Origin of the sequence: Pseudomonas sp. T8 (genome assembly GCF_024610635.1) — a bacterium.
Taxonomy (GTDB): domain Bacteria; phylum Pseudomonadota; class Gammaproteobacteria; order Pseudomonadales; family Pseudomonadaceae; genus Aquipseudomonas; species Aquipseudomonas chlororaphis_I.
Window position 1 is genome coordinate 2,789,554 of sequence record NZ_CP102374.1, and the last position, 24,462, is coordinate 2,814,015.

Annotated in this window: 21 protein-coding genes; 6 read left to right on the forward strand and 15 right to left on the reverse strand. The window is 63.3% G+C overall.

The genetic code is table 11. The annotated features are described in order from the left end of the window. Positions 1-3: 3 nt before the first annotated feature. The 3 genes from emhB to NRG23_RS12455 all read left to right on the forward strand — a co-directional run bounded on the left by emhB (position 4) and on the right by NRG23_RS12455 (position 6,172). Complete coding sequence (emhB, locus tag NRG23_RS12445; protein ID WP_028681795.1) at positions 4-3,150, forward strand: efflux RND transporter permease subunit EmhB; 3,147 nt, start codon at positions 4-6, stop codon at positions 3,148-3,150. Next, a complete protein-coding gene (adeC, locus tag NRG23_RS12450) occupies positions 3,147-4,607 on the forward strand; it encodes an AdeC/AdeK/OprM family multidrug efflux complex outer membrane factor (RefSeq protein ID WP_009047411.1) in 1,461 nt (486 codons plus the stop codon). The genes emhB and adeC overlap by 4 nt, the downstream gene beginning before the upstream one ends. Before the next feature lie 299 nt (positions 4,608-4,906). Beyond that, on the forward strand, positions 4,907-6,172 hold the full coding sequence (locus NRG23_RS12455) for an OprD family porin (protein ID WP_124339675.1): 1,266 nt from the start codon (positions 4,907-4,909) through the stop codon (positions 6,170-6,172). Between the two features lie 224 nt (positions 6,173-6,396). Here the strand turns inward: NRG23_RS12455 and pcaC are convergent, their stop codons facing one another. The 12 genes from pcaC to NRG23_RS12515 form a co-directional block, all read right to left on the reverse strand. Then, entirely contained in the window at positions 6,397-6,789 is a 393-nt protein-coding gene (gene pcaC, locus NRG23_RS12460; protein ID WP_009047408.1) for a 4-carboxymuconolactone decarboxylase, read from the reverse strand. An 11-nt stretch (positions 6,790-6,800) separates the two neighbouring features. Then, the gene (gene pcaD, locus NRG23_RS12465) at positions 6,801-7,601 is read right to left on the reverse strand and encodes a 3-oxoadipate enol-lactonase (protein WP_110176255.1); all 801 of its coding nucleotides are present in this window, start codon (positions 7,599-7,601) and stop codon (positions 6,801-6,803) included. 11 nt (positions 7,602-7,612) lie between these two features. Continuing rightward, the gene (locus NRG23_RS12470) at positions 7,613-8,977 is read right to left on the reverse strand and encodes a 3-carboxy-cis,cis-muconate cycloisomerase (protein WP_124339674.1); all 1,365 of its coding nucleotides are present in this window, start codon (positions 8,975-8,977) and stop codon (positions 7,613-7,615) included. Positions 8,978-9,024: 47 nt separating this feature from the next. Beyond that, entirely contained in the window at positions 9,025-10,320 is a 1,296-nt protein-coding gene (locus NRG23_RS12475; RefSeq protein ID WP_009047405.1) for an MFS family transporter, read from the reverse strand. 200 nt (positions 10,321-10,520) lie between these two features. Beyond that, positions 10,521-11,087: a protocatechuate 3,4-dioxygenase subunit alpha gene (gene pcaG, locus NRG23_RS12480; RefSeq protein WP_257374672.1), complete on the reverse strand. Its 567-nt coding sequence runs from the start codon at positions 11,085-11,087 to the stop codon at positions 10,521-10,523. 1 nt (position 11,088) lies between these two features. Then, entirely contained in the window at positions 11,089-11,793 is a 705-nt protein-coding gene (pcaH, locus tag NRG23_RS12485) for a protocatechuate 3,4-dioxygenase subunit beta (RefSeq protein ID WP_009047403.1), read from the reverse strand. 29 nt (positions 11,794-11,822) lie between these two features. Then, positions 11,823-13,028, reverse strand: coding sequence for a 3-oxoadipyl-CoA thiolase (gene pcaF / locus NRG23_RS12490; protein WP_172667003.1), 1,206 nt, complete (start codon positions 13,026-13,028; stop codon positions 11,823-11,825). After that, on the reverse strand, positions 13,025-13,807 hold the full coding sequence (locus NRG23_RS12495) for a CoA-transferase subunit beta (protein WP_174248213.1): 783 nt from the start codon (positions 13,805-13,807) through the stop codon (positions 13,025-13,027). Before NRG23_RS12495 ends, pcaF begins: the two co-directional genes overlap by 4 nt. Next, positions 13,804-14,661: a CoA transferase subunit A gene (locus NRG23_RS12500; RefSeq protein WP_009047400.1), complete on the reverse strand. Its 858-nt coding sequence runs from the start codon at positions 14,659-14,661 to the stop codon at positions 13,804-13,806. Before NRG23_RS12500 ends, NRG23_RS12495 begins: the two co-directional genes overlap by 4 nt. A gap of 312 nt (positions 14,662-14,973) precedes the next feature. After that, positions 14,974-16,320 carry an MFS transporter gene (locus tag NRG23_RS12505; protein ID WP_028681800.1) on the reverse strand — a complete coding sequence of 449 codons (1,347 nt, stop codon included), beginning with the start codon at positions 16,318-16,320 and terminating at the stop codon, positions 14,974-14,976. Between the two features lie 311 nt (positions 16,321-16,631). After that, on the reverse strand, positions 16,632-17,474 hold the full coding sequence (gene pcaR / locus NRG23_RS12510; RefSeq protein WP_009047398.1) for a pca regulon transcriptional regulator PcaR: 843 nt from the start codon (positions 17,472-17,474) through the stop codon (positions 16,632-16,634). Between the two features lie 201 nt (positions 17,475-17,675). Continuing rightward, the gene (locus NRG23_RS12515; protein ID WP_124298652.1) at positions 17,676-18,020 is read right to left on the reverse strand and encodes a hypothetical protein; all 345 of its coding nucleotides are present in this window, start codon (positions 18,018-18,020) and stop codon (positions 17,676-17,678) included. A 98-nt stretch (positions 18,021-18,118) separates the two neighbouring features. On the opposite strand from NRG23_RS12515, the gene NRG23_RS12520 reads away from it, so the two are divergent. Then, complete coding sequence (locus NRG23_RS12520; protein WP_009047397.1) at positions 18,119-18,319, forward strand: hypothetical protein; 201 nt, start codon at positions 18,119-18,121, stop codon at positions 18,317-18,319. A 353-nt stretch (positions 18,320-18,672) separates the two neighbouring features. Next, complete coding sequence (locus tag NRG23_RS12525; protein WP_009047396.1) at positions 18,673-20,148, forward strand: inorganic phosphate transporter; 1,476 nt, start codon at positions 18,673-18,675, stop codon at positions 20,146-20,148. 152 nt (positions 20,149-20,300) lie between these two features. Here NRG23_RS12525 and ccoM read toward each other — a convergent pair whose 3' ends face one another. The 3 genes from ccoM to NRG23_RS12535 form a co-directional block, all read right to left on the reverse strand. Next, positions 20,301-20,417 (reverse strand): cytochrome c oxidase subunit CcoM, encoded by a 117-nt coding sequence (ccoM, locus tag NRG23_RS32690; RefSeq protein WP_007926603.1) that lies wholly within the window; start codon positions 20,415-20,417, stop codon positions 20,301-20,303. 145 nt (positions 20,418-20,562) lie between these two features. Continuing rightward, positions 20,563-20,721 (reverse strand): hypothetical protein, encoded by a 159-nt coding sequence (locus tag NRG23_RS12530; protein WP_023968072.1) that lies wholly within the window; start codon positions 20,719-20,721, stop codon positions 20,563-20,565. A 229-nt stretch (positions 20,722-20,950) separates the two neighbouring features. Further along, on the reverse strand, positions 20,951-21,292 hold the full coding sequence (locus NRG23_RS12535) for a hypothetical protein (RefSeq protein ID WP_009047394.1): 342 nt from the start codon (positions 21,290-21,292) through the stop codon (positions 20,951-20,953). Positions 21,293-21,511: 219 nt separating this feature from the next. On the opposite strand from NRG23_RS12535, the gene rapA reads away from it, so the two are divergent. After that, on the forward strand, positions 21,512-24,358 hold the full coding sequence (gene rapA, locus NRG23_RS12540; protein ID WP_257374673.1) for an RNA polymerase-associated protein RapA: 2,847 nt from the start codon (positions 21,512-21,514) through the stop codon (positions 24,356-24,358). Positions 24,359-24,462: the final 104 nt, after the last annotated feature.

Sequence of the window (24,462 nt, forward strand, 5' to 3'; positions counted from 1 at the left end):
ACCATGTCGAAATTTTTTATCGACCGTCCGATTTTCGCCTGGGTAATCGCCCTGGTGATCATGCTGGTCGGGGCTCTATCGATCCTCAAATTGCCGATCAACCAATACCCGAGCATCGCGCCTCCAGCGATCGCCATCTCCGTGACCTACCCAGGCGCTTCCGCACAGACCGTGCAGGACACCGTGGTGCAGGTTATCGAGCAGCAGCTCAACGGTATCGACAACCTGCGTTATGTGTCCTCGGAAAGTAACTCCGACGGCAGCATGACCATTACCGCGACCTTCGAGCAGGGCACCAACTCGGACACCGCGCAGGTCCAGGTACAGAACAAGCTGAACCTGGCCACCCCGCTGCTGCCGCAAGAAGTGCAGCAACAGGGTATCCGCGTGACCAAGGCGGTGAAGAACTTCCTGTTGGTGATCGGTGTGGTTTCCGAGGACGGCAGCATGTCCAAGGACGACCTCTCGAACTACATCGTGTCCAACATGCAGGACCCGATTTCGCGGACCGCGGGCGTGGGTGACTTCCAGGTGTTCGGTGCCCAGTACGCCATGCGTATCTGGCTCGACCCGGCCAAGCTGAACAACTTCAACCTGACTCCGGTTGACGTGAAGAACGCCGTGGCGGCGCAGAACGTCCAGGTGTCGTCCGGCCAGATCGGTGGCTTGCCAGCCCTGCCAGGCCAGCAACTGAACGCCACCATCATTGGCAAGACCCGCCTGCAGACTGCCGAGCAGTTCAAGGCGATCCTGCTGAAGGTCAACGCGGACGGCTCGCAAGTGCGCCTGGGCGATGTCGCTGATGTCGCCCTGGGGGGTGAAAACTACTCCGTCAGTGCCCAGTTCAACGGTGCCCCGGCTTCCGGACTGGCCGTGAAACTGGCCAACGGCGCCAACGCCCTGGACACCGCCAAGGCCCTGCGCAAGACCATCAGCGACCTGGAACCGTTCTTCCCGCAAGGGATGAAAGTGGTATTCCCGTACGACACCACCCCGGTGGTGACCGAGTCGATCAAGGGTGTGGTTGAAACCCTGGTCGAAGCGATCGTGCTGGTGTTCCTGGTGATGTTCCTGTTCCTGCAGAACTTCCGCGCCACCGTCATCACCACCATGACCGTTCCGGTGGTGTTGCTGGGTACCTTCGGCATCCTCGCGGCCGCCGGGTTCAGCATCAACACCCTGACCATGTTCGGTATGGTGCTGGCCATCGGCTTGCTGGTGGACGACGCCATCGTCGTGGTGGAAAACGTCGAGCGGGTAATGGCCGAGGAAGGCCTGTCACCCAAGGAAGCGACCAAGAAGTCCATGGGCCAGATCCAGGGCGCCCTGGTCGGTATTGCCCTGGTGCTGTCGGCGGTACTGCTGCCAATGGCGTTCTTCAGCGGTTCCACCGGTGTGATCTACAAGCAGTTCTCGATCACCGTGGTCTCGGCCATGGCGCTGTCGGTCCTGGTTGCCCTGATCTTCACCCCGGCCCTGTGCGCTACCATGCTCAAGGCCATTCCCCACGGCGAACACGCCGCGCCGAAACGCGGCTTCTTCGGCTGGTTCAACCGTACCTTCGACCGCAGCGTCAAAAGCTACGAGCGTGGCGTGGGCAACATCCTGCGGCACAAGGCGCCTTACCTGCTGGCCTACGCGCTGATCGTGGTCGGCATGATCTGGCTGTTCGCCCGTATCCCGACTGCGTTCCTTCCGGAAGAAGACCAGGGCGTACTGTTCGCCCAGGTACAGACCCCGGCCGGCTCCAGTTCCGAGCGGACCCAGGTGGTCGTCGATGAAATGCGCGCCTACCTGCTGGACAAGGAAAAGGACACCGTGGCCTCGGTCTTCACCGTGAACGGCTTCAACTTCGCCGGTCGCGGCCAGAGCTCGGGCATGGCGTTCATCATGCTCAAGCCGTGGGACGAACGCTCCGTGGACAACAGCGTGTTCAACCTGGCCGCCCGTGCCCAGCAGCACTTCTTCAGCTTCCGTGACGCAATGGTGTTCGCCTTCGCTCCGCCGGCGGTACTGGAGCTGGGTAACGCCACCGGTTTCGACGTGTTCCTGCAGGACCGCGCCGGTATCGGCCACGAGAAACTGATGGAAGCGCGCAACCAGTTCCTCGGCATGGCGGCGCAGAGCAAGATCCTCTCCCAGGTGCGTCCGAACGGCCTGAACGACGAGCCGCAGTACCAGCTGGAAATCGATGACGAGAAGGCCAGCGCCCTGGGCGTGACCATCTCCGACATCAACAACACCTTGTCGATTGCCCTGGGCAGTAGCTACGTCAACGACTTCATCGACCGCGGTCGGGTGAAGAAGGTGTACATCCAGGGTCAGCCTAACGCTCGCATGAGCCCCGAGGACCTGAAGAAGTGGTACGTGCGCAACAGCGCCGGGACCATGGTGCCGTTCGCCTCCTTCGCCAAGGGCACGTGGATCTACGGTTCGCCGAAACTGGCCCGTTACAACGGCGTGGAAGCGGTGGAAGTCCTGGGTGCCCCGGCGCCGGGCTACAGCACCGGTGAAGCCATGGCCGAAGTCGAAGCCATCGCCAAGAAGCTGCCGGCCGGTGTCGGTATCTCCTGGACCGGCCTGTCCTACGAGGAACGCCTGTCGGGCTCGCAAGCGCCTGCGCTGTACGCCTTGTCGCTGCTGATGGTGTTCCTGTGTCTGGCGGCGCTGTATGAAAGCTGGTCGATTCCGATCGCGGTCATGCTGGTGGTGCCGTTGGGGATCATCGGTGCGCTGATGGCGACCAGCCTGCGCGGCCTGTCCAACGACGTGTACTTCCAGGTGGGGCTGTTGGTGACCATCGGTCTGGCGGCGAAAAACGCCATTCTGATCGTCGAGTTCGCCAAGGAACTGCACGAACAGGGCCGCAGCCTGGTGGACGCGGCGATCGAAGCCTGCCGCATGCGTCTGCGTCCGATCATCATGACCTCCCTGGCCTTCGTGCTCGGTGTGGTACCGCTGGCCATCTCCACCGGCGCAGGCTCGGGTAGCCAGCATGCGATCGGTACCGGGGTGATTGGCGGTATGCTCACCGCGACTGTCCTGGCAATATTCTGGGTACCTTTGTTCTTCGTCACCGTGTCCAAGATGGGCCGCCGCAAGGCAGACGAAGCGCAAACTACTGAAACTCCTGAAGAGGCTGGCCAATGAGCAAGTCGCTACTCTCCCTCGCAATCACCGCCGCCGTGCTGAGTGGTTGCTCGCTGATACCGGATTATCAGCAGCCGCAAGCGCCGGTCGCGGCGCAATACCCGCAAGGGCCGGCCTATTCGCCTGCGGAGGCAGCCAACCAGGCAGCCGCCGAACAGGGCTGGCGGCAGTTTTTCCATGACCCTGCCCTGCAGCAGCTGATCCAGACCGCGCTGGTGAACAACCGCGACCTGCGGGTCGCGGCGCTGAACATCGACGCCTACGCCGCGCAGTACCAGATCCAGCGCGCGGACCTGTTCCCGGCGATTTCGGCCAACGGCAGCGGCAGTCGTCAACGTACCCCGGCGCGGATGTCGCAGACCGGTGAAGCGGCCATCTCCAGCCAGTACTCGGCAACCCTGGGTATCAGCGCTTACGAGCTGGACCTGTTCGGTCGCGTTCGCAGCTTGAGCGAGCAGGCCTTGCAGACCTACTTCTCCAGCGAAGAAGCCCGGCGCAGCACGCAGATCAGCCTGGTGGCCAGCGTGGCCAACGCCTACCTGACCTGGCAGGCCGACAAGGAACTGCTCAAGCTGACCCAGGACACCCTGGCGGCCTACGAGGAGAGCTACCGCCTCACCTCGCGCAGCAACGAAGTCGGCGTGGCCTCGGCCCTGGACCTGAGCCAGGCGCGGACCTCGGTGGAAAACGCCCGGGTGCAACTGGCGCGTTACACCCGCCAGGTGGCCCAGGACGAAAACAGCCTGACCCTGCTGCTGGGTACCTCGATCCCGGCCAACCTGCCGAGCGCGCAGCCGTTGTCGGCCGACCTGCTCAGCGAGTTGCCGGCCGGCCTGCCGTCGGAACTGCTGCAACGCCGTCCGGACATCCTCGCCGCCGAGCACAACCTGAAAGCCGCCAACGCCAGTATTGGCGCGGCACGCGCGGCGTTCTTCCCGAGCATCAGCCTGACCGCCAATGCCGGGACCTTGAGCCCGGACATGGGCGGCCTGTTCAAGGGTGGCTCGGGCACCTGGTCGTTCGCGCCGCAGATCAATATCCCGATCTTCAACGCCGGCAGCCTGCGCGCCAGCCTGGATTACTCGAAAATCCAGAAAGACATCAACGTGGCGCAGTACGAGAAATCCATCCAGACCGCCTTCCAGGAAGTCTCCGATGGCCTGGCCGCACGTCAGACCTACAACCAGCAGTTGCAGGCCCAGCGTGACTTCGTCAACGCCAACCAGGACTACTACCGTCTGGCCGAGCGTCGCTACCGCATCGGTGTCGACAGCAACCTGACCTTCCTCGACGCCCAGCGCTCGCTGTTCAGCGCGCAGCAAGCGTTGATCACCGACCGGCTTGCGCAGCTGACCAGCGAGGTCAACCTGTACAAGGCCCTGGGTGGCGGTTGGAACGAGCAAGGTTCGCAGAAAGCCGAAGTGAGCAAAGAGGCACCGCCACTGAAGCTGTTCTGAGTGCATGACGCTTGAAAAAAGCCCACCTTCCGGTGGGCTTTTTTATGGGCCGAAGACGGCCGCCACTTGTGTTCGTTAATCGCCCAAAACCCGCCAAGGCCAATTGAACAGGCCCGTTGATCCAACGCACCATTCCCCGCACCTACAAAAACCAATAACAACAGGTTCGTCATCATGACCCCGCGCCCTGCCCGCTCCGGCTGATTCCGTTCCATCCACCCTCCCGGTTTCAACCTTGTCTGCAACCTGACGTTGCGGCAGCGCCCTGCCTCACCCCTAACAATTAGAGAGCCCGATCCATGAAGCCATCCACTCGCACTCCCTATTCCCTGCTGCCCAGCCTGCTGGCCGTCAGCATCGCCGGCACGGCCCTGCCGGTCATGGCCGCGGAGTCCGGCTTTCTCGAAGACGCCAAGGTCAACCTGAACCTGCGCAACTTCTACATCAACCGTAACTTCACCAACCCGGGCAAGAGCCAGGGCAAGGCTGAAGAGTGGACCCAGAGCTTCATCCTCGACGCCAAGTCCGGCTTCACCCAGGGCACCGTCGGCTTCGGCATGGACGTGCTGGGGCTGTACTCGCTGAAGCTCGATGGCGGCAAGGGCACCGGCGGCACCCAGCTGCTGCCCCTGGATCATGACGGGCGTCCGGCCGACCACTTCGGCCGCACGGGCGTGGCGTTCAAGGCCCGCCTGTCGCAGACCGAAGTCAAGATCGGCGAATGGATGCCGGTGCTGCCGATCCTGCGCTCGGACGACGGTCGCTCCCTGCCCCAGACCTTCCGCGGCGGCCAGATCACTTCGAAGGAAATTGACGGCCTGACCCTCTACGGCGGCCAGTTCCGCGCCAACAGCCCGCGTGACGACAGCAGCATGAGCGACATGTCGATGACCGGCAAAGCGGCCTTCACCTCCGACCGCTTCAACTTCCAGGGCGGCGAATACAGCTTCAACGACAAGCGCACCCAGGTCGGGGTGTGGAACGCCCAGCTCAAGGACATCTACAGCCAGCAATACCTCAACCTGATCCACAGCCAGCCGCTGGGCGACTGGACCCTGGGCGCCAACATCGGCTTCTTCTACGGCAAGGAGGATGGCAGCGCCCGCGCCGGCGACCTGGACAACAAGACCTGGTCGGGCCTGTTCTCGGCCAAGTACGGCGGCCACACCTTCTACGTCGGCCTGCAGAAACTCACTGGCGACAACGCCTGGATGCGCGTCAACGGCACCAGCGGCGGCACCCTGGCCAACGACAGCTACAACGCCAGCTACGACAACGCCCAGGAAAGATCCTGGCAACTGCGTCATGACTACAACTTCGTCGCGGTCGGCATACCCGGCCTGACCTTGATGAACCGCTACATCAAGGGCGACAACGTGCACACCGGCACCATCACCGACGGCAAGGAATGGGGACGCGAGAGCGAGCTGGCCTACACCGTGCAAAGCGGCACGCTGAAGAACCTCAACGTCAAATGGCGCAACTCGACCATGCGCCGCGACTTCAGCACCAACGAGTTCGACGAGAACCGCCTGATCATCAGCTACCCGATCAGCCTGCTGTAAACCCACTCGCTCGCCCACACCAAAAACAAGGCCAGCCCCATTCCCCGGGGCTGGCCTTGTTTTTTGCGGGAGCAAAGCTTGCTCGCGATGATCGTCAACGATGGCGCGTACTGGCGGATTGAACGCGGCCCCCTCAGGTTCATCGCGAGCAAGCTCGCTCCTGCAGGGAAAGCGCAGCGGCGCCGAGTTGCTCGGCGCCGCCTTTCTTTACAAGTCGCGGGTCATCAGGCGCGGGATTCGACGCCCAGCTCGTCCCACACCGACTCGGCCAGGTGGAAGGTCGCGTTGGCCGCCGGAATACCGCAGTAGATCGCGCTCTGCATGATCACTTCCTTGATCTCGGCGCGGCTCACGCCGTTGTTGGCGGCGGCGCGCAGGTGCAGCTTGAGCTCTTCGTTGCGGTTCATGCCGATCAGCATGGCGATGGTGATCAGGCTGCGGGTGTGGCGTGGCAGGCCCGGACGTGTCCAGATATCGCCCCAGGCGTGCCGAGTGATCATTTCCTGGAACTCCGAGTTGAACTCGGTCAGGGTGTTCAGGCTGCGATCGACATGGGCATCGCCCAGCACCGCGCGACGCACTTGCATGCCTTCGGCGTAACGTTGTTTCTCGTCCATCGGGGGCTTCCTCAAATGTTCTGGTCAGCCAGCAGAAATGCCACGACCCGCTCGCTGAACGCCGCGCCGGCCTGGACGTTGGACAGGTGCGCCGCATGGAACTCGGCGTATTCGGCGCCGCGCACGCGCTCCTGAATGAAATGCCCGCCGGAGGGCGGCGTGACCGCATCTTCGGTACCGGACACCACCAGGGTCGGTGCCTCGATCGCCGACAGTTGATCGCGGAAATCCGCATCGCGCACCGCCGCGCAGTTGGCGGCATAACCCTGGGGCGAGGTGGCCGCCAGCATGTCGGTGATCAGCTTGGCCTGGTCCGGGTGCGCCACGGCGAAGGCCGGGGTGAACCAGCGGGCGATCGAGGCATCGCGCAATGCGACCATGGCCGCCTGGCCATCGCGCAGCACGGTTTCGATGCGCGGGTTCCATACCGACGGATCACCGATCTTCGCCGCGGTGTTGCACACCACCAGCTTGTTCAGGCGCTCGCCGGCATTGATGCCCAGCCACTGGCCGATCAGCCCGCCCATGGACAGGCCGCAGAAATGCGCGCGCTGGATATGCAGCGCGTCCAGCAGCGCCAGCACGTCACGCCCCAACTGCTCGATGCTGTAGGGGCCTTCGGTGACCAGGGATTTGCCGTGGCCACGGGTGTCGAAACGCAGCACCCGGAAGTGCTTGGTAAAGGCCGGGATCTGGATGTCCCACATGTGCAGGTCGGTACCCAGGGAGTTGGACAGGACCAGCACCGGCGCATCGACCGGGCCATCCAGTTGGTAATGCAGTTCGCCATCGGCGAGTTGTACGAATGCCACGGCAGTCTCCTTCAGGCGTTCAAGGCTAAATGTTCGGCCACGGCGCGCTCGACCCAGGCGTGTGCCTGGCCGAGGTAATGCGCCGGGTCCAGCAGGCGATCCAGTTCTTCCGCCGACAGCTCGGCGGTCACTTGCGGCTCATCCCCCAGCACCGCGCGCAGATGCCGTTGTTCGGCCACCGCACGCTTGCAGCACTGCTCCAGCAGATGGTGTGCGGTCTCGCGGCCCAGGCGCTGGGCCAGGGCGATGCTCACGGCTTCCGCCAGCACCAGCCCCTGGGTCAGGTCGAGGTTCCTGGCCATGCGCGCGGCGTCGACTTCCAGCCCGTCGGCCACCAGCAGCGCCTGTTGCAAGGCACCGGACACCAGGCAGCAGATCTCCGGCAGGGTTTCCCATTCGGCGTGCCACAGGCCCAGGCTGCGTTCGTGCTCCTGGGGCATGGCGCTGAACATCGTCGCCAGCAGCCCGGGAACCCGGATCGCCGCGCCGATCAATACCGCCGCGCCCACCGGGTTGCGCTTGTGCGGCATGGTCGAGGAGCCGCCCTTGCCCGGCGCCGACGGCTCGAAGACTTCCGCCGCCTCGGTCTGCATCAGCAGGCTGATGTCACGGCCGAGCTTGCCGAGGCTGCCAGCGATCAGGCCAAGCACCGAGGCGAACTCCACCAGCCGGTCGCGCTGGGTGTGCCAGGGCTGTTCCGGCAGGCTCAGTTGCAACTCCTCGGCCAGGGCCTGGGCAATGGGCAGGGCCTGCTCGCCCAGAGCCGCGAGGGTGCCCGAGGCCCCGCCGAACTGCAGCACCAGCAAGCGCGGCTTGAGCTGCGCCAGACGCTCGCGGCTGCGGGTCACGGCCCCCAGCCAGCCGGCGATCTTCATGCCGAGGGTGACCGGCGTGGCATGTTGCAACCAGGTGCGGCCGGCCATGGGTGTGTCGGCATAACGTTGGGCCTGGGCGGCCAGGATGCCGCCGAGGCGCGCCAGGTCGTTGTCGATCAGGCTCAGCGCCTGCCGCAGTTGCAGGACCAGGCCGCTGTCCATCACATCCTGGCTGGTGGCGCCCAGGTGCACATAACGCTCGGCGCTGGCATCGGTCTTGGCGATCTGCTTGCCCAGGGCCTTGACCAGTGGGATCGCTGAGTTGCCCGCAGTGGCGATGGCCTGGCCCAGGGCGGAAAAATCATAGAGTCCGGCGCGGCAGGCCGCCTCGATCGGCGCCACCGCCGCGGCCGGAATCACTCCGACCCGAGCCTCGGCCCGGGCCAGCGCGGCCTCGAAGTCGAGCATGGCCTGGACCCAGCCCTGGTCGCAGAACACCGCGCGCATATCGCGGGTGGTGAAGTAGGCATCGAACAGTTGGTTGCTCGCCGGTGTACTCATAAACAATCCTTTGGGGCGTGCGTCCGCGACGGACGCGCGCGGACAGGTCAAAGATCGTGGTGCAGGTACGCCGCCTGTTTAGGCAGACGCAGGCTGAACAGGAAGGCAATCGCCATCATCGCCGTCACGTACCAGTAGAAGGTGTTTTCCATGCCCAGGGATTTCAGGCCCAGGGCCACGTATTCCGCCGAACCGCCGAACAGCGCGTTGGCCACCGCATAAGCCAGGCCTACCCCCAGCGCCCGCACTTGCGGCGGGAACATCTCGGCTTTTACCAGGCCGCTGATGGAGGTGTAGAAACTGACGATCGCCAGGGCCAGGGTGATCAGCACGAAGGCCAGGAACGGGCTGCTGATGGTTTTCAGGGTCAGCAGGATAGGCACGGTGCACAGCGTGCCCAACGCGCCGAACCAGAGCATCGAGTTACGCCGGCCGATCTTGTCCGCCAGCATGCCGAACAGCGGCTGCATGCACATATAAAGGAACAGCGCGCCGGTCATGATGTAGCTGGCGGTCTTGGCGTGCATGCCGGCGGTGTTCACCAGGTATTTCTGCATATAGGTGGTGAAGGTGTAGAAAATCAGCGAGCCGCCGGCGGTGTAGCCAAGCACGGTGACAAAGGCCTTCGAGTGATGCTTGAACAGCGCGGCCACGCTGCCGGCGTCCTTGTCTTCACGCATTTCCTTGCTGGTGGTTTCTTTCAGCGAGCGCCGCAGCAGCAGGGAGATCAGGGCGGCGATGGCGCCGATCACGAACGGAATGCGCCAGCCCCAGGCCTTGAGTTCCGCCTCGTCGAGAAACTGTTGCAGGATCACCACCACCAGCACTGCCAGCAGTTGACCGCCGATCAGGGTCACGTACTGGAAGGAGGCGAAGAACCCCCGCTGGCCCTTGAGCGCGACTTCGCTCATGTAGGTCGCGGTGGTGCCGTATTCCCCGCCCACCGACAGGCCCTGGAACAGCCGCGCCATCAGCAGCAGCGCCGGCGCCCAGGCACCGATGCTGGCGTAGGTCGGCAGGAAGGCGATGACCAAGGAGCCGGCGCACATCATCAGCACCGAGATCATCATGGAATTCTTGCGCCCGTGCTTGTCGGCCACCCGGCCGAACAGCCAGCCGCCGATAGGACGCATCAGGAACCCGGCGGCGAACACGCCGGCGGTATTGAGCAGTTGCACCGTGGGGTCGTCGGAGGGGAAAAACGCCGGGGCGAAATAGATCGCGCAGAAGGCGTAGACGTAGAAGTCGAACCATTCGACCAGGTTGCCGGAGGAGGCGCCGACGATCGCGAAGATCCTCTTGCTGCGTTCCTCGGTCGTGTAGTGACTGGTTAACGTTGTCATGGCTTTTCACTCTTTGGGGACGTGGTGAGTCTAGACATACTTTGTAACAGTCCCGTTCCGCAAGACGACCTTGGGGGGTATCGGCCTATTCGGCCTTATCGCGAGCAAGCTCGCTCCTACAGGATGTGGGTCGATCACGATGCCGTGATTCAACTGCGGTCATGTAGGAGCGAGCTTGCTCGCGCTCCCCCCAGGCACACTCAATAATCGAAAAACACGGTTTCCGCGTCGGTACCCTGCAGGATCACGTTCCAGTGGTAGTGACCCGGCGCATCCGCCTTGGCCAGCAAGGTGGCGCGACGCTCTGCGGGCACGCAGGCCAGCAGCGGATCGGCCGCGTTGGCCGGTTCGCCGTCGAAGTAGATGCGGGTCAGCAAGTGCTTGACCAGGCCCCGGGCAAACACCAGCACCACCAGGTGCGGCGCCTGGGTCGAACTCTGCAGGCCAGGCACGCTGCCCGGCTTGATGGTGGTGAAGCGGAAACGCCCTTCCCCATCCACCGGCACCCGGCCGAAGCCCTGGAAGTTCGGGTCCAGGGCCTTGTCCTGATCGTCTTCCGGGTGATCGTACTTGCCGGCCGCGTTGGCCTGCCAGATTTCCAGCATGGCGTCGTTGACGAAGTCGCCGTTGCCATCCACCACCTGGCCGCTGATCGCTACCCGTTCGCCGAGGGTCTCGGCCTGGGTCAGGTCTTCGCGGTTCAGCCAGGTCAGGCCGATGTGGTAGTAGGGGCCGACGGTGTGGGACGTGGTCGCAGTCAGCGTCATCTTATTTCTCCATCGGCGTGGCATCGCGGCCGCGCAAGACGATGTCCCAACGGTAGCCGAGGGCGTAGGACGGAATGGTTTTCTCCAGGTCGAAGCTGGCGATCAGGCGTTCCTTGGCGCTGGTGTCCGGCACGCAGTTGTAGATCGGGTCGTAGGCCAGCAGCGGGTCGCCCGGGAAATACATCTGGGTCACCAGGCGCGTGAGGATACTCGGCCCGAACAGCGAGAAGTGGATATGCGCCGGACGCCAGGCATTGTGGTGGTTACCCCAGGGGTAGGCACCGGGCTTGATGGTCTGGAACTGGTACCAGCCATCGGCGTCGGTGACGGTGCGCCCGGTGCCGGTGAAGTTCGGGTCCAGCGGCGCATCGTGCAGGTCACGCTCGTGGTTGTAGCGACCGGCGGCGTTGGCCTGCCAGATCTCCACCAGGATCCCCGGCACCGGCAGGCCGTTCTCGTCCAGCACCCGGCCGTGGATGATGATGCGCTCGCCCTGGGGCTCGCCGGCATGCTGGGCGGTGAGGTCGTTGTCCTTGTCCTGCAGGTAATCGGCGCCGATGGTCGGGCCGGTGATTTCCGACAGCGAATGGGGCAGGAACACCAGCGGCTTGGACGGCGAGCGGGTGTTGGTGGATTTGTAGGCCGGGTGCAGGTAATCAGGCTGAGTACCTGGTTGCGGGCGCCGGTAACCGGGCTTGTCGGTCATGCTCGATCCTCGTTCTTATAAAAAGCGCGTCAGACGCGCTCGATGGCCAGTGCCAGGCCCTGGCCGACACCCACGCACATGGTCGCCAGGCCTTTCTTGCCACCGGTCTTTTCCAGGTGGTGCAGCGCGGTCAATACCAGGCGCGCGCCGCTCATGCCCAGCGGATGGCCAAGGGCGATGGCGCCGCCGTTGGGGTTGACCTGGGGCGCGTCGTCCGCCAGGCCCAGTTCGCGCAACACCGCCAGGCCCTGGCTGGCGAAGGCTTCGTTGAGTTCGATCACATCAAAATCGCTGACCGCCACGCCCAGGCGCTCGGTCAACTTGCGCACCGCCGGCACCGGGCCGATGCCCATCACCCGTGGCGCGACGCCGGCGCTGGCCATGCCCAGCACCCGGGCTCGGGCGGTCAGGCCGTGCTTTTTCACCGCCTCGGCCGACGCCAGGATCAGCGCCGCCGCCCCGTCGTTGACGCCCGAGGCGTTGCCGGCGGTGACGGTCTTGTCCGGGCCATTGACCGGCTTGAGCTTGCTCAGGGTTTCCAGCGAGGTATCGGCCCGCGGATGCTCGTCCTGCTCGACCACCGTCTCGCCCTTCTTGTGGACGATACGCACCGGGACAATTTCCTCGGCAAAGAACCCGGCGGCCTGCGCCGCGGCGGTGCGTTGCTGGCTGCGCAGGGCGAACGCGTCCTGGTCGGCGCGCGACACCTGATAATCGTCGGCGACGTTGTCGGCGGTCTGCGGCATGGCATCCACGCCGTACTGGGCCTTCATCAGCGGGTTGATGAAGCGCCAGCCGATGGTGGTGTCTTCCAGTTTCATGTTGCGCGAAAAGGCGGTGTCGGCCTTGCCCATGACAAAGGGCGCACGGGACATCGACTCGACGCCGCCGGCGATGGCCAGCTCCATCTCGCCACTGGCGATGGCGCGGAAAGCGGTGCCGATGGCATCCATGCCCGAAGCGCACAGGCGGTTGAGAGTCACACCCGGAATGGTTTCCGGCAGCCCTGCCAGCAGCAGCGCCATGCGCGCCACGTTGCGATTGTCTTCGCCGGCCTGGTTGGCGCAGCCGAGGAACACCTCGTCCACCGCGCTCCAGTCCACCGACGGGTTGCGCTCGATCAGCGCCTTGATCGGCGCGGCGGCCAGATCGTCGGCACGGACGGTCGACAGGCCGCCACCAAAGCGGCCGATGGGGGTACGAATGGCGTCACAGATAAACACTTCACGCATCAGGCTTCTCCCGGGGTCTGGCCATGGGCCGCGGCGGTGCGGGCTTCCAGGTCGCGCAGGGCGGTCAGTTCGATCTCGGTCGGCGCGGCGGTCTCTGCGACCTGGTCGGCGAAACGGATCGCCCAACCGGTGGCGGCGACCACCTGCTCACGGGTCACGCCCGGGTGCAGCGAGGTAACCACGAACTCATGGGTGCCGGCTTCCGGCTCCATGATGCACAGGTCGGTGATGATCCCCACCGGCCCGGCCCCTGGCAGGCCCAGGCGTTTGCGCGAGTCGCCGCCTTCGCCATGACCGACCGAGGTGATGAAGTCGAGCTTGTCGACAAAGGAGCGCGACGACTGCTTGAGGATGATCAGCACGCTTTTGGCGGAACCTGCGATCTCCGGCGCACCGCCAGCACCTGGCAGGCGGACTTTCGGCTGGTGGTAATCGCCGACCACCGTGGTGTTGATGTTGCCGAAACGGTCGACTTGGGCGGCGCCGAGGAAACCGACGTCGATACGCCCGCCTTGCAGCCAGTAGCGGAAGATCTCGCCGGTCGGCACCACGGTGTCCGCGGTCTCGGCCAGTTCGCCGTCACCGATGGACAGCGGCAGCACGCTGGGCTTGGCGCCGATCGGGCCGGATTCGTAGATCAGCACCACGTCCGGCGACGAAGTCAGGCGCGCCAGGTTGGCGGCCTTGGACGGCAGGCCGATCCCGACAAAGCACACCGAGCCGTTCTGCAGGCGGCGGGCGGCGGCAACGGTCATCATTTCATTGGTGGTGTAAGTCATTATTTGGCCCCCGTTGCTGCGGCCAGCTTGGCCTGGAATTCGCTGAAGTCAGCGCTGCCGCGGATGTATTCGTTGATCCAGGCGGTGAAGGTTTCACGGTCGCGGGCGATCGGGTCCCAGGCCTGGTAGAAGATGTTGTCGCGCTCGGTGTAACCGTGGGCGTAGGACGGATGGGCGCCGCCCGGTACGTGGCAGACCGCGCTCAGGGCCCAGGTCGGCAGCACGCAGGCGTTCATCGGCGCATTCAGGTCGTCGACGATTTCTTCCACGGTGACGATGCAGCGCTTGGCGGCCAGGGCGGCCTCCTTCTGCACGCCAAGGATGCCCCACAGCAGCACGTTGCCCTTGCGGTCGGCTTTTTGCGCGTGGATCACGGTGACGTCAGGGCGTACCGATGGCACTGCCGCCAGCACTTCACCGGTGAATGGGCAGGTCACGCTCTTGATCAACGGGTTGACCTTCGGCAGGTCGGAGCCGGCATAAGCGCGCAACACCGCGAATGGCAGGCCCGAGGCACCCGCCACGTAGGCGTTGGCCAGGTCGGCGTGGCTGTGCTCTTCGATTTCCAGGGCATGCGGCCATTGCTTCTCGACCGCGTCTCGCAGGCGATGCAGGGAACCCACGCCCGGGTTGCCGCCCCAGGAGAAAATCAGCTTGCGGGCACAACCGGCACCGATCAACTGGTCGTAGATCAGGTCAGGGGTCATCCGTACCAGGGTAAGGTCTTTTTTGCCCTGGCGAATGATTTCGTGACCCGCGGCCGTGGGGATCAGGTGGGTGAAGCCTTCGAGCGCGACGGTATCGCCGTCGTTGACGAACTGCTTCACCGCATCGTGCAGCGAAAGGATTTCAGCCATGGAGGGATCTCCCGATTGTTATTGAGCGACTGGAAGAAAAAGGCGCGAGGGATACGCCTGAGTGACTGAAGATTAAGCCGGGGGAAAAACCCAAACAATCCGATAATCGACTGAGCGTTCGTTTATCGAACAGATTGTTGCCTGACTATCGATTGCGCCGCGGCCACTGCCGCAGGCTGCGATCGACCCGGGCCGCGTCCGGAGAACGGTCGCGAAGACCTCAGGCTCGCTGAAGGCCTTCGGCCTTATCGCAGCCTGCGGCAGCGGCTACAGGTATTCAGCGCCCCCTTCGGGAGCGCTTTGCTCATTCGATCAGGTCGCGTCCGCATGGCTGACCATGCCCTTGATCACCACCGCCGTGGTCGCCAGCGCCGCCGGGATCACTAGCGCGGTCAGCACCTGCTCGAAGTTCCAGCCCAGCCCCAAGAGCGTGGCGCCCATCCAGGCCCCGAGGATGGCGCCGAAGCGGCCGATGCCGAGCATCCACGACACGCCGGTGGCGCGGCCCTGGGTCGGATAGAAACGCGCGGCCAGGGATGGCATCGCCGATTGCGCGCCGTTGACGCACATGCCGGCGATCAGCACCAGGGTCGCCAGCAAGGTGATGTTGCCCAGGCTTTGCCCGACCGCGTAGGCGAAGACCCCGGCCAGCAGGTAGAAGGTGCCGATGACCTTGTGCGGGTTGAAGCGGTCCATGGCCCAGCCCACCGCCACGGCGCTGAGCACCCCGCCAAACTGGAACAGCGCGCCAATAAAGGCCGCCTGCTCCATGCTCGCGCCGCTGTCGCGCATCAGGGTCGGCAGCCAGCTGGTCAGCAGGTACACGATCACCAACCCCATGAAATAGGTCAGCCACAACAGCAAGGTGCCAGCGCTGTAGGTCCCGGAGAAAATCACCGCAAACACATTGCGCGCCTTCACCGTCTTCTGTTCCGGCACGCTGAAGCTCGCGGCCTGGCCGACCGTGCCCGGCTCGATGGGCGCCAGGGCCTTGCGCACCTTGTCGGTACCACGATTGCGCACCACCAGGTAACGCGCCGACTCCGGCAGCCAGGCCAGCAGCACCACGGCCAGGATCAGCGGCAGGATCCCGCCGATCAGCAGCAGGCTGTGCCAGCCGAACGCCGGGATCAGCTTGGCGGAAATGAAACCGCCACCGGCCATGCCCAGGTTGAAACCACAGAACATGCTGGTCACCAGCAACGACTTGTGGCGCTCGGGGGTGTATTCGGAGAGCAGCGTGGTGGCATTCGGCATGCCGGCGCCCAGGCCCAGGCCGGTGAGGAAACGCAGCACCAGCAACTGGTCGACATTGGTGCTGTAGGCCGACGCCAGGCTGAACGCACCGAACAGCAGCACCGCTCCCACCAGCACCACTTTGCGCCCGAAGCGGTCAGCCAGCGGGCCGGAGCCCAGCGCCCCGAACACCATGCCGATCAGCGCCGCACTCATCACCGGGCCGAGGCTGGCGCGGTCGATACCCCAATCCTGGGACAGCGCCGGCGCGATGAATCCCATGGCCGCGGTGTCGAGGCCATCGAGAAAGACAATCAGGAAACACAGGATCACCACCCGCCACTGATAGCGCGACAGCGGCTGGGCATTGATAAAGGACTGCACATCGAGGCAGTTCCCTACAGCGGATTGAGGCTGGTTCATTATTTTTATTCCACGCGAAAAACGCAGGCGAACAGGTGCCAGCCAAAGCTGGTCGGTTCAAATCGAAAGAGGGTCTTGCGGGATCAGGCCGTCGGCAGGCGAAGGCAGGATAAAGGAGCGCGGCTGGGTGCGCGGGCGATGCTCATGGGGGGTTGGCCTCTTCATTATTATGGGGTCGCCACGCGGCCAATGGAGAGGCAGAACTCCAGTGGCCGGATGACGCTGCCGCGACATTAATGAGGCAAGGGAAAGAGCGTCAATTCAGCAAGCGCGTATCTGTGCGTTTATCGAACAGCTTAAGCAGGCAGCCCTCAAGCGAACAATTGGGCGCTGAGGTCGCGACTGGCGCTGAGCAGGCCCGGCAAGAAGCGCTGCTCCAGCTCGGCGCGGCTGACGCGGCCGGCATGGGTACTGACGTTGAGCGCGGCCAGCACCTGGCCCGAAGCGTCGTACACCGGCACGGCGATGGAGCGCAGGCCTTGCTCCAGCTCCTGATCGACAATGCACCAGCCCTGCTGCCGAACCTGTTGCAGGCATTCGAGCAGCGCCTCCGGCGTGTGCAGGGTACGGCTGGTCTTGGCTTGCAGGTCGGCATGCTCGAGGTATTCGCGCAACGAAGCGTCATCCAGCGCTGCCAGCAGGATCCGGCCCATGGATGTGCAGTAGGCCGGCAGGCGCCCACCGACCGAGAGATCGACCGAGATCAGGCGCTGGGTGGTGGCCGAACGGGCGATGTACAGAATGTCGTCGCCTTCCAGGGTGGCCATGTTGCAGGCTTCGTGCAGTTGCTCGCTCATGCGGTCCAGGTAAGGCTGGGCCGACACCGCCAGCGGCGTGGAAGACAGGTAGGCGTGCCCCAGCGTCAACACCTTGGGCAGCAACGAATAGGTACGGCCGTCGGTGGTGGCATAACCGAGCTTGATCAGGGTATGCAGGCAGCGGCGCACGGCGGCACGGGGAATCTCCGTGCGGTGGCTGATCTGGGCGATGGTCAGATGGCGCTTGCGCTCCTGAAAGGCCTGGACCACCGCCAGGCCGCGAGCCAGAGAAGTCATGAAATCCGGATCACCCGTCAGCGCCTGAATCCGCTTGGCCGGCGAAGCGACAATCGGTGGCGCGGCGGAAGCGAAGGAATTACGCAATTGATCGTTCATTTCAGGTTCTCTGCGACGGAAGTCTGGCTTATTACAAGCCGTACTGGAGAGGATGCACAAGCCTGCACAGCCAACATTGGGCGATTATCGAACCATCGACCGATAATCGCAATCCACCACGATTAAGTGCTTCTACGCGATGTGGCGTTTTTTCGCCGCCAATAAAACTCTCATTTCTTCCGTGTTAATCCAGGCAACTTGTCAGGCCTTGTTACAGAACTGCAGCGTCACCACTCTCATCATCCGGCTTAAAACTTTCGTGTAACAAAACCCTGATATCAAGTTGACGATTTTTAACTTATTGCCGATAGAGTTATTCATGGCCGCCGCTATAATGAGCAAAGTGATCACCGACGCTTTTCTGCGTTCGGCAGCATCATCAGGGTGCGTATCGGTAAGTGACGCTTCCTGCTGCAAGCGCTTGACGCTCATCTCAATATGCCCGGCCAATGTGCTTGCAAAAAAGTGACTGTTGCTACGACAGCTGTTCTTGTCCGGTGGCGTGGCCGCATGCAACAAGAAGCGGTTTGGCGAGCCCCATCGCAATCCTGGCTCCTTTAATCGAGCCGAGCACGAGGCGCTCGATAAACCCGATCGAGGCAATGCGTATCATCGGGATAATCTCAACTCAGTTAGGTAACACTGTGACGAAAGACGAACTGCGCGCGGAACTTGAGCGCCAGGAACAACGTTACAAGGAAGTTTACGGAGGCGAAGTCACCACCTACGCCGCCCAGCCTGAACCGGAACGCAAACCTTGGCGAAAACGCGCCAGCATTCTCGACCAGGCATTTACCCAAGAACTGCAGAAGATGGAAAAAGAGCTCAAGGCAGAACAGCCGTGACGCTCTTCGCCTGAAGCTTTCGCACTGCTCGATGCCCTTGCAGATAAATGCCGATCGCAAGGTCGGCCGGGCATCCGCCGTGCAGCCGCGGATGGGCCCCAAAGGCTCAAGAACTGTCATGGAAGTGAAATTTCATACAAGCGTTTGAGACGTTTGGCTGAGTCTTGCATCCCTGACCTAGAGGATGAGCCCCAGTAAAATCAAGGGTTTGCCCATGCCTCGAAAAAAGGCATGGCCATTGGCCTGCCTCCGGCTTTTTCGTTGAAGAATGTTACCAACCAGCACCTAGTGCATCGATTACCAGGGTTTTCTGGCATAATCGCGCCCCCTTATGACCGGGTCAGAAAACCTTCATGATCGATTTATTCAGCGGACTGGATGCTTGGGTGCTTGTGAGCCTCTTGCTCGCCCTGGCTTTTGTCCTCGCCTACGAGTTCATCAACGGCTTTCATGACACCGCAAATGCGGTTGCCACTGTTATCTACACCAAAGCCATGCCGCCGCACCTGGCCGTATTCTTTTCCGGTGTATTCAATTTCCTCGGCGTGCTGCTGGGCGGCGTCGGCGTGGCCTATGCCATCGTCCATCTGCTGCCGGTCGAGCTGCTGATCAATGTCAACACCGGCCACGGCCTGGCCATGGTCTTCTCGTTGCTGGCTGCGGCCATCACCTGGAACCTGGGCACCTGGTACTTCGGTATTCCCGCCTCCAGCTCCCACACCCTGATCGGTTCGATCCTCGGCGTCGGCCTGGCCAACGCCCTGCTCAACGACATCCCGCTGGGCGATGGCGTGAACTGGCAGAAGGCGATCGACATCGGCGCTTCCCTGGTGTTCTCGCCCATGGCCGGCTTCCTGATTGCCGCCCTGGTGCTGATCGGCCTGAAGTGGTGGCGCCCGATCTCGAAGATGCACAAGACCCCGGAACAACGCCGCAAGGTCGACGACAAGAAACATCCGCCCTTCTGGAACCGCCTGGTGCTGGTGATCTCGGCCATGGCCGTGAGCTTCGTGCACGGTTCCAACGACGGCCAGAAAGGCATCGGCCTGATCATGCTGGTACTGATCGGTATCGTGCCCGCGCAGTTCGTGCTCGACCTGAACAGCACCACCTACCAGATCGAACGTACCCGCGACGCCACCCTGCACCTGAGCCAGTTCTACCAGCGCAACCAGGACTCCCTGGGCGAGTTCCTGGCCCTGGGCAAAAGCGTGAAGGACGATCTGCCAGGCAAATTCCGCTGCAACCCGCAGCAGACCGAACCGACCATCGCCGCGCTGCTGGGCACCCTCAAGGGTGTAGCCGACTATCACTCGCTGCCGGCCGAAAGCCGCATCGAAGTGCGTCGCTACCTGCTCTGCCTGGACGACACCGCGAAGAAAGTCGGCAAGCTGCCGAACCTCGCGGCCCGTGAAAAGGCTGACCTGGACAAGTTGCGCAAAGACCTGACCGCCACCACCGAATACGCGCCGTTCTGGGTGATCCTGGCCGTGGCCCTGGCCCTTGGCCTGGGGACCATGATCGGTTGGAAACGTGTGGTGCAGACCATCGGCGAGAAGATCGGCAAGCAAGGCATGACCTATGCCCAGGGCATGTCGGCGCAGATCACCGCCGCCGGCCTGATCGGCATGGCCAATATCTTCAGCCTGCCGGTATCGACCACTCACGTGCTGTCGTCGGGTGTGGCCGGGACCATGGTCGCCAACAAAAGCGGCCTGCAAAGCGGCACCGTGCGCACCATCCTGCTGGCCTGGGTACTGACCCTGCCGGCGACCGTGGCGCTGTCGGCCGGTCTGTTCTGGCTGGCCTCGAAAGCCCTCGGGACCTGATTCGCTCGGTCCGCGACAAAAAAGGTGCGCCCCTTGGGTCGCACCTTTTTTTGTGCCTGAAGGAAGTGATCGTTCCCCCACAAAACACACAGGCAAAAAAAAGGGCAACCGAAGTTGCCCAAAATGCCTTGCGTGCTCGTTACCGGAAAGACTTAAGGTTTTTTGCGTTTATGCGCATCTTTCCAGATGAAAAATCCAAACCCGGCGAAAAACAGAACCATGAGGCCGACAGTCAGCACTCCGGCGATCACCACATTATCGAAAAACATGACTGGCCTCCTGCTCTTGCCCTGTTGCGATGGGGCTAAGTTAACCAAAGAGGCGGCGGGGAAAATTGACCGGGGTCAATGGTCGCCCAAGACAGGACGACAGGGAGGGGAAATAACTGACTTACATCAACAGATCGCGCCCGGTTCAGCGCTTTTTCGGCTTTTTCGGTTTCTTCTTCGGCTTGCCCAGAGGCATTGCCTGCTCGAAGGCCTGGCGCACTTCATTCAGGCGTTTTTCCTTCAGGTCATGCACACGCTTGGCACGTTCGGCGTTCAGGTCGATCAGGTTGTCGTCTTGGCTCATGGCGTTGGCTTGCATCATTCAGGTCAATGTCGACCACAGCCTCTATATATAGATAGCGCGGCTGCGGCCCTTGCGGGTTTGCCAATAATGCGGCGTGACGCGGCGGCTGACCAGTGATCGGCAGGTATCGAGCGCAATTAAAGGTGGAGGTCCGCCGTATTTGACCAGCATCGTGCGGATTGCGGCATGTGATGCCTGCCTCGCCGTTGCAGGCATTCAAGAGCGCTATCTAAACCTCGACGTCGACCCACAGCCCCTGGCGTGGCGCATCCTCGATCAGCGGCACCACCGGCACAGTGTTGTCGGCATTCAACTCGTCCCCGGGCACGGCCAGGTGCAGTTCGGGATCGTTCTCGGCCTCACGCTGGCGTTTGTGCTTTTGTTGCTGGCGCTGCTGTTCTTCGCGCAGCAGCAGCGCCGACTGTTCGGCATCGCGCTTTTGCAGGTCGATGGTGCTTTCGTTGGAACTCTGTTGCACCGGCACCACCGGCGGGATATCCGGGCGCGGCCGGATCGGATCCTGCTGGGAGGTCACGGGCACGGCACTCAAGGGCAGCATCGGGGGCAGCATATTATTGGTCTCCTGTCGGCAGGCTGTCGGCTGCTGCGGGGGCGACTTGAGCCATCGGTCGCAAACTTGTGACCCAGTCGTCACCCGATAGTGCCCCGAGCCCCGACAAATGCGCCCGATACGCTACCTTCCAGCGTAGTTGTTTTTGTTAGAGTTCTTTGGCCTGAGGGCGCCGATCCGTTAACATAGTCGGCTTTTTCAAGGCGGGAGTCAGGCAGCATGGCGCAGCAGTATCAACCGGGGCAACGCTGGATTAGTGACAGCGAAGCCGAGCTAGGTCTAGGCACCGTTCTGGCACAGGACGGCCGCTTGCTGACCGTGCTCTATCCGGCCACTGGCGACACTCGCCAGTATGCGCTACGGAATGCGCCCCTCACTCGCGTGAGGTTTTCCCCGGGTGACACCATCACCCACTTCGAAGGCTGGAAGATGACCGTGCGCGAAGTCGACGACGTCGATGGCCTGCTGGTCTACCACGGCCTCAACGGGCAGAACGAAGTCGTCACCCTGCCGGAAACCCAACTCTCGAACTTCATCCAGTTCCGTCTGGCCAGCGACCGTCTGTTCGCCGGGCAGATCGACCCGCTGGCCTGGTTCTCCCTGCGCTACCACACCCTGGAACACACCAGCCGCCAGTTGCAATCGTCGCTGTGGGGCCTGGGTGGCGTACGCGCCCAGCCGATCGCCCACCAGTTGCACATTGCCCGTGAAGTCGCCGACCGTATCGCGCCGCGGGTTCTCCTGGCGGACGAAGTGGGCCTGGGCAAGACCATCGAAGCCGGCCTGGTGATCCATCGCCAGCTGCTGTCGGGCCGCGCCAGCCGCGTGCTGATCCTGGTCCCGGAAAACCTGCAGCACCAGTGGCTGGTGGAAATGCGCCGGCGCTTCAACCTGCAGGTCGCGCTGTTCGACGAAGAACGTTTTATCGAAAGCGATGCCGCCAACCCCTTCGAGGACACCCAGCTCGCCCTGGTGGCCCTGGAATGGCTGGTGGAGGACGAGAAGGCCCAGGACGCGCTGTTCGCCGCCGGCTGGGACCTGATGGTGGTCGACGAAGCCCACCACCTGGTATGGCACGAAGACCAGGTCAGCCCGGAATACGCGCTGGTGGAACAGCTGGCCGAGGTGATTCCGGGCGTCCTGCTGCTCACCGCCACCCCGGAACAACTGGGCCAGGACAGCCACTTCGCCCGTCTGCGCCTGCTCGACCCGAACCGTTTCCACGACCTGGCCGCCTTCCGCGCCGAGAGCGAGAACTATCGCCCGGTGGCCGAAGCCGTGCAGGAACTGCTGGATAAAGGACGCCTGTCGCCCGAAGCGCACAAGACCATCCACAACTTCCTCGGCAACGAAGGCGAAGCCCTGCTCGCCGCCGTCAACGAGGGCGACAGCGAGGCCAGCGCGCGCCTGGTGCGCGAGCTGCTGGACCGCCACGGCACCGGCCGCGTGCTGTTCCGCAACACCCGCGCCGCGGTGCAAGGCTTCCCCGAGCGCAAGCTGCACCCCTACCCGCTGCCGTGCCCGGACGAATACCTGGAACTGCCGCAGGGCGAACACGCCGAGCTGTACCCGGAAGTCAGCTTCCAGGCCCAGCCGGACGCCAGCGAAGAAGAGCGCTGGTGGAAATTCGACCCGCGTGTCGAGTGGCTGATCGACCAGCTGAAAATGCTCAAGCGCACCAAGGTCCTGGTGATCTGCGCCCATGCGGAAACCGCCATGGACCTGGAAGACGCCCTGCGCGTGCGTTCCGGCATCCCGGCCACGGTGTTCCACGAAGGCATGAACATCCTCGAGCGCGACCGCGCCGCCGCCTACTTCGCCGATGAAGAGTTCGGCGCCCAGGTGCTGATCTGCTCGGAAATCGGCAGTGAAGGTCGCAACTTCCAGTTCGCCCACCACCTGGTGCTGTTCGATCTGCCGTCGCACCCGGACCTGCTGGAGCAGCGGATCGGCCGTCTCGACCGGATCGGCCAGAAACACGTGATCGAACTGCATGTGCCGTACCTGGAAACCAGCCCGCAAGAGCGCCTGTTCCAGTGGTACCACGAAGCGCTGAACGCCTTCCTCAATACCTGCCCGACCGGCAACGCCCTGCAGCATCAGTTCGGCCCGCGCCTGCTGCCGCTGCTGGAAGAAGCCGACGACGGCGAGTGGCAAGCGCTGATCGACGAGGCGCGCACCGAGCGCGAACGCCTTGAGGCCGAGCTGCACACCGGTCGCGACCGTCTGTTGGAGCTCAACTCCGGCGGCGCTGGCGAAGGTGATGCGCTGGTGGAAGCGATCCTCGAGCAGGACGACCAGTTCGCCCTGCCGATCTACATGGAAACCCTGTTCGACGCCTTCGGCATCGACAGCGAAGACCATTCGGACAACGCGCTGATCCTCAAGCCAAGCGAAAAAATGCTCGACGCCAGCTTCCCCCTGGGCGACGACGAAGGCGTGACCATCACCTACGACCGCAACCAGGCGCTGTCTCGCGAAGACATGCAGTTCATCACCTGGGAACACCCGATGGTGCAAGGCGGCATGGACCTGGTGCTGTCCGGCTCCATGGGCAACACCGCCGTGGCGCTGATCAAGAACAAGGCGCTGAAACCCGGCACCGTGTTGCTGGAACTGCTGTACGTCAGTGAAGTGGTGGCACCGCGCTCGCTGCAACTGGGCCGCTACCTGCCACCGGCCGCCCTGCGCTGCCTGCTGGACGCCAACGGCAACGACCTGTCGGCGCGCGTCGCCTTCGAGACCCTCAACGACCAGCTGGAAAGCGTGCCACGGGCCAGCGCCAACAAGTTCATCCAGGCCCAGCGCGACCAGCTGACGCCGAAGATCAACGCTGGCGAAGCGAAGATTGCCCCACGTCACGCCGAGCGCGTGGCCGAGGCGCAACGTCGCCTGGCCGCCGACACCGACGAAGAACTGGCGCGCCTGACCGCGTTGCAGGCGGTCAACCCGACCGTGCGCGACAGCGAGCTGGTGGCCCTGCGCCAACAACGCGAACAAGGCCTGGCCATGCTTGAGAAAGCAGCGCTGCGCCTGGAAGCGATCCGGGTACTGGTAGCGGGCTGATTCCCCCTGCTCTCCCGGTAAATGAAAAGGCCCGCACAATGCGGGCCTTTTTTATCGGCTTCTGTAGGAGCGAGGCTTGCCCGCGATGGGGGCAACCCGTTCTA

What these genes read in the sequence shown, in the direction of transcription:
- emhB (WP_028681795.1), top strand. Translation starts at nt 4, where the DNA reads ATGTCGAAATTTTTTATCGACCGTCCGATTTTCGCCTGGGTAATCGCC.
- adeC (WP_009047411.1), top strand. Translation starts at nt 3,147, where the DNA reads ATGAGCAAGTCGCTACTCTCCCTCGCAATCACCGCCGCCGTGCTGAGT.
- NRG23_RS12455 (WP_124339675.1), top strand. Translation starts at nt 4,907, where the DNA reads ATGAAGCCATCCACTCGCACTCCCTATTCCCTGCTGCCCAGCCTGCTG.
- pcaC (WP_009047408.1), bottom strand. Translation starts at nt 6,789, where the DNA reads ATGGACGAGAAACAACGTTACGCCGAAGGCATGCAAGTGCGTCGCGCG.
- NRG23_RS12470 (WP_124339674.1), bottom strand. Translation starts at nt 8,977, where the DNA reads ATGAGTACACCGGCGAGCAACCAACTGTTCGATGCCTACTTCACCACC.
- NRG23_RS12475 (WP_009047405.1), bottom strand. Translation starts at nt 10,320, where the DNA reads ATGACAACGTTAACCAGTCACTACACGACCGAGGAACGCAGCAAGAGG.
- pcaG (WP_257374672.1), bottom strand. Translation starts at nt 11,087, where the DNA reads ATGACGCTGACTGCGACCACGTCCCACACCGTCGGCCCCTACTACCAC.
- pcaH (WP_009047403.1), bottom strand. Translation starts at nt 11,793, where the DNA reads ATGACCGACAAGCCCGGTTACCGGCGCCCGCAACCAGGTACTCAGCCT.
- NRG23_RS12500 (WP_009047400.1), bottom strand. Translation starts at nt 14,661, where the DNA reads ATGGCTGAAATCCTTTCGCTGCACGATGCGGTGAAGCAGTTCGTCAAC.
- NRG23_RS12505 (WP_028681800.1), bottom strand. Translation starts at nt 16,320, where the DNA reads ATGAACCAGCCTCAATCCGCTGTAGGGAACTGCCTCGATGTGCAGTCC.
- pcaR (WP_009047398.1), bottom strand. Translation starts at nt 17,474, where the DNA reads ATGAACGATCAATTGCGTAATTCCTTCGCTTCCGCCGCGCCACCGATT.
- NRG23_RS12525 (WP_009047396.1), top strand. Translation starts at nt 18,673, where the DNA reads ATGATCGATTTATTCAGCGGACTGGATGCTTGGGTGCTTGTGAGCCTC.
- ccoM (WP_007926603.1), bottom strand. Translation starts at nt 20,417, where the DNA reads ATGTTTTTCGATAATGTGGTGATCGCCGGAGTGCTGACTGTCGGCCTC.
- NRG23_RS12530 (WP_023968072.1), bottom strand. Translation starts at nt 20,721, where the DNA reads ATGAGCCAAGACGACAACCTGATCGACCTGAACGCCGAACGTGCCAAG.
- NRG23_RS12535 (WP_009047394.1), bottom strand. Translation starts at nt 21,292, where the DNA reads ATGCTGCCCCCGATGCTGCCCTTGAGTGCCGTGCCCGTGACCTCCCAG.
- rapA (WP_257374673.1), top strand. Translation starts at nt 21,512, where the DNA reads ATGGCGCAGCAGTATCAACCGGGGCAACGCTGGATTAGTGACAGCGAA.